General features: G+C 42.8%; 15 protein-coding genes. 8 read left to right on the forward strand and 7 right to left on the reverse strand.

The features are described 5' to 3' along the window. The first annotated feature begins 55 nt into the window (after positions 1 to 55). The 5 genes from pcnB (at position 56) to panD (ending at position 4,297) form a co-directional block, all read left to right on the forward strand. The gene (gene pcnB / locus ABR397_RS07765) at positions 56 to 1,558 is read left to right on the forward strand and encodes a polynucleotide adenylyltransferase PcnB (protein WP_350305225.1); all 1,503 of its coding nucleotides are present in this window, start codon (positions 56 to 58) and stop codon (positions 1,556 to 1,558) included. 5 nt (positions 1,559 to 1,563) lie between these two features. Further along, a complete protein-coding gene (gene folK / locus ABR397_RS07770; RefSeq protein ID WP_350305226.1) occupies positions 1,564 to 2,070 on the forward strand; it encodes a 2-amino-4-hydroxy-6-hydroxymethyldihydropteridine diphosphokinase in 507 nt (168 codons plus the stop codon). 67 nt (positions 2,071 to 2,137) lie between these two features. Then, positions 2,138 to 2,929: a 3-methyl-2-oxobutanoate hydroxymethyltransferase gene (panB, locus tag ABR397_RS07775; RefSeq protein ID WP_350305227.1), complete on the forward strand. Its 792-nt coding sequence runs from the start codon at positions 2,138 to 2,140 to the stop codon at positions 2,927 to 2,929. 53 nt (positions 2,930 to 2,982) lie between these two features. Further along, the gene (panC, locus tag ABR397_RS07780) at positions 2,983 to 3,837 is read left to right on the forward strand and encodes a pantoate--beta-alanine ligase (protein ID WP_350305228.1); all 855 of its coding nucleotides are present in this window, start codon (positions 2,983 to 2,985) and stop codon (positions 3,835 to 3,837) included. A gap of 79 nt (positions 3,838 to 3,916) precedes the next feature. After that, a complete protein-coding gene (panD, locus tag ABR397_RS07785) occupies positions 3,917 to 4,297 on the forward strand; it encodes an aspartate 1-decarboxylase (RefSeq protein WP_132354121.1) in 381 nt (126 codons plus the stop codon). A 97-nt stretch (positions 4,298 to 4,394) separates the two neighbouring features. On the opposite strand, the gene ABR397_RS07790 is transcribed toward panD, so the two are convergent. After that, on the reverse strand, positions 4,395 to 5,165 hold the full coding sequence (locus ABR397_RS07790) for an ABC transporter permease (RefSeq protein ID WP_350305229.1): 771 nt from the start codon (positions 5,163 to 5,165) through the stop codon (positions 4,395 to 4,397). Continuing rightward, positions 5,162 to 6,088 (reverse strand): ABC transporter ATP-binding protein, encoded by a 927-nt coding sequence (locus ABR397_RS07795; RefSeq protein WP_350305230.1) that lies wholly within the window; start codon positions 6,086 to 6,088, stop codon positions 5,162 to 5,164. The genes ABR397_RS07790 and ABR397_RS07795 overlap by 4 nt, the downstream gene beginning before the upstream one ends. Positions 6,089 to 6,275: 187 nt before the next feature. On the opposite strand from ABR397_RS07795, the gene can reads away from it, so the two are divergent. Next, positions 6,276 to 6,929: a carbonate dehydratase gene (can, locus tag ABR397_RS07800; RefSeq protein ID WP_023044123.1), complete on the forward strand. Its 654-nt coding sequence runs from the start codon at positions 6,276 to 6,278 to the stop codon at positions 6,927 to 6,929. A gap of 262 nt (positions 6,930 to 7,191) precedes the next feature. On the opposite strand, the gene ABR397_RS07805 is transcribed toward can, so the two are convergent. Together ABR397_RS07805 and ABR397_RS07810 are read right to left on the reverse strand one after the other, a co-directional pair. Continuing rightward, the gene (locus ABR397_RS07805; RefSeq protein WP_350305231.1) at positions 7,192 to 7,692 is read right to left on the reverse strand and encodes a GNAT family N-acetyltransferase; all 501 of its coding nucleotides are present in this window, start codon (positions 7,690 to 7,692) and stop codon (positions 7,192 to 7,194) included. 4 nt (positions 7,693 to 7,696) lie between these two features. Then, the gene (locus tag ABR397_RS07810) at positions 7,697 to 7,975 is read right to left on the reverse strand and encodes a type II toxin-antitoxin system TacA family antitoxin (RefSeq protein ID WP_350305232.1); all 279 of its coding nucleotides are present in this window, start codon (positions 7,973 to 7,975) and stop codon (positions 7,697 to 7,699) included. Between the two features lie 381 nt (positions 7,976 to 8,356). Here ABR397_RS07810 and ABR397_RS07815 point away from each other — a divergent pair, with 381 nt between their 5' ends. Continuing rightward, positions 8,357 to 8,698, forward strand: coding sequence for a type II toxin-antitoxin system ChpB family toxin (locus ABR397_RS07815; RefSeq protein ID WP_350305233.1), 342 nt, complete (start codon positions 8,357 to 8,359; stop codon positions 8,696 to 8,698). 163 nt (positions 8,699 to 8,861) lie between these two features. Here ABR397_RS07815 and hpt read toward each other — a convergent pair whose 3' ends face one another. From hpt to cueO, 3 genes are all read right to left on the reverse strand, one after another. Beyond that, entirely contained in the window at positions 8,862 to 9,398 is a 537-nt protein-coding gene (gene hpt, locus ABR397_RS07820) for a hypoxanthine phosphoribosyltransferase (protein WP_350305234.1), read from the reverse strand. Positions 9,399 to 9,614: 216 nt separating this feature from the next. Next, positions 9,615 to 10,058, reverse strand: coding sequence for a Panacea domain-containing protein (locus tag ABR397_RS07825; RefSeq protein WP_350305235.1), 444 nt, complete (start codon positions 10,056 to 10,058; stop codon positions 9,615 to 9,617). 149 nt (positions 10,059 to 10,207) lie between these two features. Further along, the gene (cueO, locus tag ABR397_RS07830) at positions 10,208 to 11,752 is read right to left on the reverse strand and encodes a multicopper oxidase CueO (RefSeq protein WP_350305236.1); all 1,545 of its coding nucleotides are present in this window, start codon (positions 11,750 to 11,752) and stop codon (positions 10,208 to 10,210) included. Positions 11,753 to 11,956: 204 nt separating this feature from the next. Here cueO and ABR397_RS07835 point away from each other — a divergent pair, with 204 nt between their 5' ends. Further along, a complete protein-coding gene (locus ABR397_RS07835; RefSeq protein ID WP_118986483.1) occupies positions 11,957 to 12,304 on the forward strand; it encodes a YacC family pilotin-like protein in 348 nt (115 codons plus the stop codon). Positions 12,305 to 12,326: the final 22 nt, after the last annotated feature.

Below are 12,326 nucleotides of genomic sequence, written 5' to 3' on the forward strand. Positions count from 1 at the left end.
TTACTTATCGAGGTGTACCATTTTTAACCGAGTAGCAAATTTCTGCCGTAATTTATTGATCCGCGAAGGGAAAATTAACCGCGAGCTACAGGCAGCCAGTGAAAGGCCAGTCACCGTATCTGACCATTCTACTCAGGAAGAGTATGTAGCTCTTCATTCTAATCGCCAAACTTCCCTTCAACCCTCATCCAACGTGAAAACACAAAGGAAGGTTGAACAGGAGAACCTTCATTTGGATTTACCAATAACGGTAATTCCACGGGAGCAGCACAATATTTCCCGCAAAGATATCAGTGAAAATGCCCTGAAAGTGCTTTACCGTTTAAATAAATCCGGCTTTGAAGCTTATCTGGTCGGCGGCGGTGTCCGTGACTTACTCCTCGGCACACAACCAAAAGATTTCGATATTGCAACCAATGCAACACCAGAACAAGTTCGTAAATTATTTCGCAACTGCCGTTTGGTTGGACGCCGCTTTCGTTTAGCCCATATTATGTTTGGCCCGGAAGTCATTGAAGTCGCAACATTTCGTGGACCACATGAACAGACTGATTCTGATGATAAAAATCAGTCACAACAAGCTCAGAGTGGTATGTTGTTACGGGATAACATCTTCGGTTCAATTGAAGAAGATGCTATGCGCCGTGATTTCACCATTAACAGTCTCTATTACGGCATCAACGATTTCTCTCTGCGTGATTATGCCGGCGGCCTTAATGATCTGGAAACGGGTGTTATCCGTTTAATTGGCGATCCAGAAACCCGTTATCGGGAAGATCCGGTCAGAATGCTGCGTGCCGTTCGTTTCGCCAGCAAACTGGATATGACAATCAGTGAAGATACTGCCGAGCCTATTTCTCGTCTGGCTTTTCTGCTGAGTAATATTCCTCCAGCCCGTCTGTTTGAAGAGTCGTTAAAACTTTTGCAAACAGGTCAAGGCTACGGCACTTATAAACTTCTGCGCGAATACCGCCTGTTTCAACCACTATTCCCATTGGTTCAACGCTATTTCACCGAAAATAACGATTCGCCTATGGAACGTATGCTCAATCAGGTTTTGAAGAATACCGACTATCGGTTACAAAATGATAAACGGGTTAACCCAGCGTTTCTGTTCGCCGCTATGCTTTGGTATCCGTTGGTTGAGCATGCAGAAAAGCTGTCTCAGGAAAGCGGTCTGACTTACTACGACTCCTTCGCCCTGGCGATGAATGATATTCTGGACGAACAATGCCACTCTATCGCCATTCCTAAGCGCCTGACAACCATCATGCGTGATATCTGGCAATTACAGTTGCGTCTGCCGCGCCGCCATGGTAGACGGGCAAACAAACTGATGGAACACCCTAAATTCCGTGCCGCCTATGATCTGCTGGAACTGCGTGCCAATGTCGAAAGCCGCAATGAGCTAAAAGACCTTGCTCATTGGTGGGGAGAATTCCAGCAAGCCAATGCATCACAACAACGGAATATGATTTCTGAGCTGGGTAGCGATATTGTCCGTCGTCGTACACGACCACGCCGCCACTATAAACCAAGACTGAGCAGGGACAACTGATCATCATGACCCGTGTTTATATCGCTGTCGGCAGCAACCTGGCAGAACCTGTGCAGCAAGTAAAAAATGCCCTTGCTGCATTAAAAGATTTACCGGAAACAGAGTTTATTGCCAGCTCTTCATGGTATCGAACCAAACCGATGGGGCCACAAAATCAGCCTGACTTTCTGAATATAGCGGTAGCACTGGAAACCACCCTGGCGCCGGAAGAGCTGCTCAATCACACTCAGGCGATTGAACTGGCTCAGGGACGGGTAAGAAAAGATGAACGCTGGGGGCCAAGGACCCTTGATCTGGATATCATGCTATTTGGCGATCAGGTGATTAATACCGAACGCTTAACGGTGCCCCATTACGGAATGAAACAGCGCGAATTCATGCTCTACCCGTTGGCTGAAATCGCCCCTGACCTAGTATTTCCTGATGGGGAAGCTTTATCTGAAAGACTGAAACATACCCCGGAAAACGGCCTGGCACTCTGGCAGCCCTCAGATCCTAATCATTGCAGATAAGGATCTCAGTTCAGTCCGTGGCCGATTTCTGTACATAACAAGAAAAATTGCAGGAGGAAGATAGATAATGAAACCCATCACCATGGCTGATCTGAATCAGCTCAAAAAAGAAAAACGTAAATTCGCCACAATTACCGCTTACGACTCCAGCTTTGCCCAGCTATTTGCCGGGCAAGGTATTAATGTCATGCTGGTTGGCGACTCACTGGGTATGGCATTACAAGGGGCTGATACCACCATTCCAGTGACAATCGAAGATATTGTCTACCACACTCGTTGCGTCCGTGCTGGTGCGCCCTATACTTTCCTTATCGCTGATATGCCTTTCATGAGTTACGCCACACCGGAGCAGAGTTGTGAAAACGCCGCCAAACTTATGCGTGCCGGAGCTAACATGGTGAAAATTGAGGGCGGCAGCTGGTTGAACGATACCATTAAGATACTTACCGAACGTTCCGTACCTGTTTGCGCTCATTTGGGACTAACGCCTCAGTCTGTTCATGTTCTTGGGGGTTATAAAGTCCAGGGACGTGATGAAAAATCGGCTAATCAACTGATAAAAGATGCGATTACACTGGAACAAGCAGGCATACAATTGCTGGTACTGGAGTGTGTCCCTACTGAATTAGCTAAACGGATTACCGATGAACTACAAATCCCAGTGATTGGTATTGGCGCCGGTAATATGACTGACGGACAAGTTTTGGTGATGCATGACGCCCTGGGAATTACCGCCAGACCCCCTAAATTTGCGAAAAACTTCCTTGAAGAAGCAGGAAATATGCGTGATGCCATCCGCCTGTATAAAGAGCAGGTAGAAAGTGGCGCCTACCCTGATAAAGAACACTCATTCAATTAATAAATTACCCTTGTTAGCCCGAAGACTTTGAACATATTAAGGAGTATTAAGCAATGCTGATTGTCGAAACAGTACCGATTCTACGCCGTGAAATCCGCCGCTGGCGTCAGGAAGGGAAACGCATTGCATTGGTGCCAACAATGGGTAACCTGCACGATGGTCACATGACGTTAGTTGATGAGGCCAAAGGGCAGGCAGATATTGTCATTGTCAGTATCTTCGTTAACCCGATGCAGTTTAATCGTCAGGATGATCTGGCAAGATATCCGCGCACCTTACAAAAAGATTGTGAGAAACTTCACCAACATGGCGTCGATCTAGTCTTTGCCCCTTCCGATAAAGAAATATACCCTAATGGTATGGAACATCAGACGTATGTTGAAGTTCCTGAACTTTCTACTATGCTGGAAGGTGCCAGCCGTCCTGGTCATTTCCGTGGTGTTTCAACCGTAGTAAGCAAACTGTTCAATCTGGTGCAACCAGATTTAACCTATTTTGGCGAGAAAGATTTTCAGCAATTACAACTTATCCGCAAAATGATTGCTGATCTGGCTTATGATATTACTTTGGTTTCAGTGCCGACGGTACGCGATAAAAATGGTTTGGCGCTAAGTTCGCGTAATAGCAATTTAACAGCCGATGAACATAGAATTGCGCCAGAACTCAGCAAAATCATGAAATCTATCGCTGAAAAAATGGCGCAGGGTGAACGCCACATAGAACAATTACTCACTCAAGCTTCCGAACAGCTACGTGAAGCGGGTTTTATGCCTGATGAGTTGTTTATCCGTGATGCCGAAACTCTAGCACCGTTGAATACCGAAAGTAAAAACGCGGTTATTCTAATGGCCGCCTGGTTAGGGCAAACCCGATTAATCGATAATCAGCAGGTCGATTTAACTCAATAATAGTCTGTTCTGTCAGACATTATTGACGCAGAAAAATAAAATAACAGGTTCTAAGTTGTCATCAAATCAGGAGGAAATCATGTTGCGCACTATGCTACAAGGGAAATTGCACCGAGTGAAAGTCACTCAGGCAGATCTGCATTATGAAGGTTCCTGTGCAATTGATCAGAACTTTATGGATGCAGCCGGTATTCTGGAATATGAAGCCATTGATATCTATAACGTGGATAACGGCGAACGTTTTTCCACTTATGCTATTGCCGCTGAACGTGGTTCCAGAATCATTTCAGTCAACGGAGCAGCCGCTCACCGTGCTGCGGTAGGCCACAAGCTAATTATCTGCTCATATATACAAATTTCTGACGAAGATGCCCGTCATCATAAGCCTAATATGGCTTACTTTGACGGTGACAATATTATGAGCCGCATTGCCAAAGCCGTTCCGGTTCAAGTGGCCTGAATACAAACCACATGATCAATAATGGGTAGGTTGTGAAGACACTATAAATAAACTTCCCCTACCCATCACCACCACTTAATCACAAAATCATCTAAAATTAAGTCCTCAATCCCCGCCCTGTTTCAATCAAATACCAAGCGACAAAATAAAAAACCGCAATAAACGCAGTCAAAACACCCAACGTTATTGTTAAAGAAACGTCAGTAATTCCCAGAAAACCATAACGGAAACCACTAATCATATAAACGATCGGGTTCAATTTGGAAACAACTTGCCAAAACGGCGGTAATAATGTCAGCGAATAAAACACCCCGCCAAGATAAGTCAGAGGCGTTAATACGAAGGTCGGAATAATGCTGATATCATCAAATGTCTTAGCGAAAATCGAATTCAGCAAACCACCCAGCGAGAACAGAATTGATGTCATCAGCAAAGTGACAACAATCATCCACCACGCATGAATATGAAGCTGAACAAAAAACAGAGAAACCAGCGTCACCAGAATACCAACGCAAACACCACGGGCAACACCGCCGCCCACAAAACCCGCAATAACGATGTGTGTCGGAACCGGCGCTACCAGTAGTTCCTCAATACTGCGCTGGAATTTCGCCCCAAAGAAAGAAGAAGAAACATTGGCATAAGAGTTAGTAATCACCGCCATCATAATCAGGCCAGGGACAATAAACTGCATATAATCCACACCGCCCATTTTGCCAATCCGCGAACCGATCAAACTACCGAAAATAATAAAATAGAGTGACATGGTGATAACCGGCGGTAATAAAGTCTGTACCCAAATACGACCAAAACGGGTAATTTCTTTAATCCAGAGCGTTTTTAGCGCCACCCAATACAATTGAATCATTTACGGTCTCCTTGCTTGTTGTTCATCAAACTGACAAACAACTCTTCCAGACGGTTCGCTTTATTACGCATACTCGGGATCTGAATACCCTGAGCATTTAACTGGGTAAACACACCATTTAATCCCTGTTCACGCTGAACATCGACTTCCAAGGTCGATGTATCTATCACCCGATAGTTATATCCGGCAAGTTCAGGCGCTGGGCTTTTCGTCGCCAAATCGAAGAAAAATGTTTCAGACTCCACCTGACTGAGTAAATTTTTCATACTGGTGTTTTCCACCAGCTCGCCATGCTGAATAATACCAATATTACGGCACAGCATTTCTGCCTCTTCCAGATAGTGGGTAGTCAGAATGATCGTTGTTCCCTGTGCATTCAATTCCTTCAAAAAACGCCACATAGAACGGCGAAGTTCAATATCGACGCCCGCTGTCGGTTCATCAAGGATTAATAATTTAGGCTGATGCATCAAAGCTCGTACAATCATCAGGCGTCGTTTCATTCCACCAGACAAGTGGATCGCCCGTTGATCGCGTTTTTCCCACAGATCTAATTGCGACAGATAAGTTTTCGCTCTAGCTTGAGCCACTTTTCGCGGAACACCATAATAACCCGCCTGATTGAGAACAATCTGCAACACCGTCTCAAACGGGTTAAAGTTAAACTCCTGCGGAACAAGACCTAACTGACGTTTGGCATTTACAATATCCGTATCAATATCGTAACCAAACACCTTAACCTTACCGCTACTTTTGTTTACCAGAGAACTGATAATGCCGATTGTGGTGGACTTCCCTGCACCGTTCGGACCCAATAACGCGTAGAAATCTCCTGCTTCTACATTCAGGTCAATCCCTCGCAGCGCCTTAACATCACCAGCGTAGGTCTTGGTAAGCTGCGTTAATTCCAATGCATAGGTCATAAATTAAAAAACACCTTTATTATCTGGCCGCTTTTGCGTGCAATATGAAAATATAGTGCGCCTTTCCTGCCTGGTTTTCTTTGCAAAAACAGTAGAAAGTTGAAAAACAAACAGCAACAAAATATTAAAATTTCAATTGATGTTGTATATGATTCTATCTCAAATAAACGCTATCAGGCTATTCACCATGATGAAAAAAATAGAAGAGTTGCTTGCCAATAACAAGCAGTGGTCAGAATCGGTTAACGAAGAAAATCCAAAATTTTTCAAGGAATTAGCAAAAACACAGAAACCCCATTTCTTATGGATTGGTTGCTCAGACAGCCGAGTACCAGCAGAAAAACTGATTGATGCCGCTCCCGGTGATTTATTTGTTCACAGAAATGTGGCAAACCTGGTTATTCATACTGACTTAAATTGTCTTTCTGTCATTCAATACGCAGTAGACGTACTGGAAGTTGAACATATTATTATCTGCGGCCATTACGGCTGTGGTGGTATCGAAGCCGCAATTGACGGCACCGAGCTGGGATTGATTAACAACTGGCTGCTGCATATCCGCGATCTCTGGTATAAACATAGCTCTATGCTGGGTGAATTACCGCCCAATGAGCGCCTGAACCGTCTGTGTGAAATCAACGTTGTCGAACAAGTCTACAATCTTGGTCACTCAACTATTATGCAAGCAGCATGGAAACGAGGACAGAAAGTGATGATCCACGGCTGGGTTTACGGTATCCATAATGGCCAATTGCAGGATCTTGAAGTTACGGCTGACAGTCGTGAAAAACTGGAACTTGCCTATCGCCAAACCGTATCCAAGCTGACGAATAAGAAGTAAGTTTTCAGATAACTAACAAAATACGCTGTAGAAAAGGTTATATTTAACCTCTTCTACAGCGTAATTCAACGAAGATTTATACAGATTTTTATTTTATTAGATAACTATTTTTATTCTTCGAGTTTATACATATGGCAATAAGAATAAAATAATCAAAAAAATAATTATAAATTTATCAAAATAAAATATTTTCAGTTTATATATTATATTAATATTATCCAAATTAGAATGGAGGGTTTATAACAGTTTTTGCTAAGTGGTATTAATCTGTTATTTTAAAAACCGTTTTTAAATCCTTTAGCGTGATCATTAGCGTCATTGGATTTAAAAGCGAATCACTAAAACCCACAGACTTATAAAACGCCTTAGCATTCTCCGAGATAGCATGAACAATCAACCCCCTAACACCCACCAAATCTGCCGCTTGAGCGACACGTATGGAGGTATCTCTGACTAAATAACGCCCAAACCCTCCTCCTTGATAACGCTTATCAACAGCTAAACGGCCCAAAATAATCACCGGAATGGGATTTGGCATATTACGCTTAAATTTGCTTATCGCCTCTTCTGACATGATTGAGCCGGTCGCCAACGAATAATAGGCAATAACATCTCTGTCTTCGCTTATAACATAGGTTCGCGAGGCATTCTCTTTTTGATTTTTTAATGCTCTGTCTGTTAACCAGTTGTCTAGGGTGTCAACTCCTGAAGTAAAATTATTTAAATTGTGATCATCTGTTAATAAGGTTGGATCGTTAATCATTTTATCACCACGGTTTTTTCATATTTGCCGTTTTGATAAGACTCTCATTTGGAACAGCCGGAGCATCAAGTTTAGCAATAAAAGCATTAAAAATTTCTGGAGATACAATCATAAATGAATGTTCCAATAAAGTGTTTTCAGCATCACGTTTGATTGTATCAAGGACATATTCAGTAACAGTTTTCCCTTTCACTTTTGCTGCTCTATCTATTAAATCTCGATCCTCCTGCCTGATCCTCAAGTTGAGTGTTTTATTTTTACGGTTCTCACTTATTACGTTCATTTCAAACCTCCTTATGCTATAGGTGAACTAAATAATACACAATTGTAACGCCATTGTAATCACATTTCTAGCGGAGAGAATTCCCATTAGGTATAGAGGGTTACATCAGCTTTCGCTAATACAAATGTAATATACCCGTCATCTTTCAAGTTACCTCTTTGCTGGCTGCGCCTACTCCCACCAGTCACATAGTTTGCTATGTTCCCGAGGATTCGCTCCCTTGCCGTCGTGATCCATCTTGAAATCCATAAGGTATATAGCGTAATTAAACGAAAGTTTATACAAATTAGCCGATCTACTTGCTCTATGTGACTCAGAAGCACCAATGCCTGAAATCTTAAAAGAATGGGATACCAGTAAACCTGTAGGGAATGAAGTGTAATGGCAATATTTCAACGAGGGGATATTGTTGAGGCTTGCTTAAACCCAATCGCTGGTCAAGAGCTGCAAGGTGACAAAAGGCCATGCTTAGTAATAAGTCCATGCAATTTTAACAAATTAGGTTTAACAATTATTATTCCTATAACACAAGGAGGAAATTATGTTAGGTTTGCAGGTTTTGCCGTGACATTGATGGGCACTGGAACACAGACTCAAGGAGTTCTATTAGTGAATGGCATTCGTTCCATCGATCTAAATGCAAGACAAGCAAGAAAAATTGAAGAAGCACCGACGTTTGTAGTTAATGAAATTTTAGCCATGGCGTCCAGAATATTGGAATAAATTCTGCTATTAACCAGGGATATCTGCTGATATGGTTCTACGACTGGAAGCCATATTAAGTGCCACGCCGAAATGCAGATAGGAGCGCAGCCCTATATATCATTCCTGCATCACGAAACAAAAACGGCAGCCCGAAAGCTACCGTTTTCAGATTCGGTAAAAATTACTCTTCCAACAAGATCACATGGCCGATATAAGGCAAATGGCGATAATGCTGCGCGTAATCAATACCATAACCCACAACAAATTTATCTTCAATTGAGTAACCAATCCACTCAACCGGAACATCAACTTCACGGCGGGAAGGTTTATCAAGCAAAGTACAAATTGCCAGTGATTTTGGCTCACGCAGCGCCAGAATTTCACGCACTTTATTCAGAGTATTACCTGAATCAATAATGTCTTCCACAATCAGCACATGTTTGCCACAAATATCTTCATCCAGATCTTTAAGGATTTTCACATCGCGGGTGGAATTCATACCGCCGCCATAACTGGAAGCCGTCATAAAATCCACTTCATGAGGAACCTGAATTTCACGGCACAAATCAGCCATAAAAATAAATGAACCTCTCAATAACCCGACCATAACCAGTTCGCTGCCACTGTCACGATAGTGTTCAGTGATCTGTTTTCCCAACTCAGCGATACGTTGCTTAACCTCCTGTTCGGAGATCATAACTTCTACAGTGTGTTTCATTATAAATATAACCAATTGTTTTTAAAAATAATAATCATGATAAAGCGCGGTGAAAATCATTGGATAAATTGGCTGATTTTAGAATTAATTATCAGAACAAGCAGCGGCTCACAGCAGCAAACCAACAGATATTTTAACTTTGGCGGCGTTGTAAAAGGACAGTGAAGATAAAGAACATCTCCTATAGCCAAACTCTGCCGGGCTAAAAAATCTGCCCTAAAAAATGCTATCGTGACTAATATCACGTATTTCTTTAAAAGAAAGATTCCCATACTTCTCAATTGCTTCATTTATGCAATCAATATCTGAATCACTGAATACATCTTCATCGAAATTACGTAAAGCACGTACTTGATAATTTCCATTACTGCCTTCTACTGACAGAGATGACCGAATAACATCAACGTCACACCCATTCGGGATAAAACGTCCATCACCTCTGGCTATCTTTATAATATCATAAGCATTTTCTGCGACAGGTCCATCTTTCATCGCAAGATAGTTATCACCGGTAATAAGCCGTCCATAATGTTCTAAATGGAACCTATCAGCAAAATACAGAAATTTACCCACATGATAAATATCAGGAATTGGCGCTACAGAGGCAACATACAGAATAGCCTCTACAGCCTTTTCTGAGTCAAACCTTACATTAAGCATCTCAACACCTTCATTTAATCTGCGTCTATTTTAGTGCCTACAGCAATCACTGTACAACGCTTTGTGATGTTCCATTGATGCCGACCACCACCATGACCGACAAAATACGATAAAGCCAAACCAGAGACCCAGAGACAATGTTAACAAGATTATTTGCTAACAGTAAAACCCAACATCATACCGGTATCTTCATGTTCCAGCAGATGACAGTGCGCCATAAATGGATGTTTAGCTCCCGCCGTATGATTGAACTGAACCAACACTTCGCTCTCCTTACCTTCCACATGAACAATGTCCTTCCAACCACTACGATGAGCGACAGGTTTGCGGCCATTTTCACGCAAAATGCGGAAACGGGTACCGTGGATATGGAACGGATGCAGCATCATATCGCCAACACCCGAAATCACCCAATGCTCATATTGCCCCTGTTTAACATCAAAAGCAGGTTCTGTCATGGAGAAAGCCAATCCGTTAATCGTGTTCGCATGATGGAAATTGAATTCACCGCCATGATGCATATCTCCGTGGTTCATATTCCCATGATGCATTCCCATACCTGCCATAGCTTGTTCGCCATAGCGCTGAGACAATTGCATCATCCCCTGCATATCCAGGCGACTATCCATCTCCAGATGCAAATTGCGTCTATTCAAGTCCTTTAAGGAAGGCAAGACAGGAAGAGCAACAAGCTGCTCCGACAGTATTGTGCGGCTGGAAAAAAGCTGAGGTTGAATGCGCAAAACTGGCAATGGCTGATCGAACGGCGGTAATGTCATTCCCATCTGAACCACCGGTAACGTCACCAGATCGAAAGGTTTTCCATCCGAAGTCTCTACCAATACTTCAAAACGTTCTCCTGCCAAAATTGGTAACTCATTAACCGCAACCGGCTCCGCTAGTAAGCCACCATCACTGGCAACAACATACAATTCTCGGCCATCACTGGCAGCGATATTCAGGCTGCGGGCATTACAACCATTCAGCAAACGCAGACGTAACCAACCGCGTGGCGCAATATGCTGGGGTAAAACAACGCCATTGGTCAGCATCATATCGCCAAACCAACCAACAGCGGCGCTCATCACATCCAGTTGATAATCAATCCGGCCCTCTTTATTCAAGCGTTTATCCTGCAAAATCACCGGGATATCATCCACACCCCATTGGTTTGGCAAACCTATTTTAATACTGTTCTCATCTTCAATCAGTACTAATCCACCAAGCCCCATTGCCACCTGATAACCCGTCTTACCATGTATATGCGGATGGAACCAGCAAGTTGCTTCCGGTTGCTCAAGGGTAAAACTCACGGTTCGACTCCCACCTGGTGCAATCATCGCATGTGGACCACCATCAGCCTCCCCAGTAATTTCCAAGCCGTGCCAGTGAACAGTCGTCTCTTCCGGCAGATGATTACGAATATCAATAGTAACAGGTTTACCTGAAGTTAATTTCAGTGCCGGGCCAAGTAAATCACCGTTATAACCCCAGGTTTTAGTCACCGACCCCGCTCTAAAACGGGATTGCCCTGCTTTGATTTCAATAGCAATTTTACCTGACGCATCTGGTTCTACCTGTGGAGGGATGGGGAGTGCCGGATAAGATTCAGCAAAGGAGAAACGGCTCCATACAGGTAACATACCGGAGACACCTATAACAGCGCTTAATTTAATAAAATCACGTCGTTGCATATTAACTTCCTAATTAAACCGGCAAAAAATAAACAATAAAAAAACAACACATAGCAGCAACGTAAAGGTTCCCCCTACAGGAAGGTCAAGCGATGGGAATGTGATTTAACTCGATCTTTACAATAATTTTAAAAAATAAACTTTACCGGACAAAGATATTAATATGTTAACGTAACCTGACATGAATTCATTATAATAATACAAATGCGAAAATTAGCCTTATTGACTTACATATTAGTTCTTTTCGGTTTTTCTCACCCCGCAAAAGCGCTGACAGAAAATGAAGCTGAAGATCTGGCGGATCTGACAGCAGTGTTTATTTATCTGAAATATGACTGTGGTTACAGCCAAATCCCTGACCGGGAAATTAAGAGGGCCATTATCTATTTCGCTCAACGTAATAAGTGGGATTTGACCAATTATAACAGCCAATTGATGGACAGACTCAATGAAGAAAGCTACCAGGATCTCAAAGGTATTTACCTCTCCAATGCGATAAAATGCCACGCCCTCGCCAGAGATTCGTTGAGCTTATTTGCCTACGTTAAATAATTCTTTTCCTCATACTCCTTAA

This window comes from Photorhabdus viridis (assembly GCF_040256935.1).
Lineage (GTDB): Bacteria > Pseudomonadota > Gammaproteobacteria > Enterobacterales > Enterobacteriaceae > Photorhabdus > Photorhabdus viridis.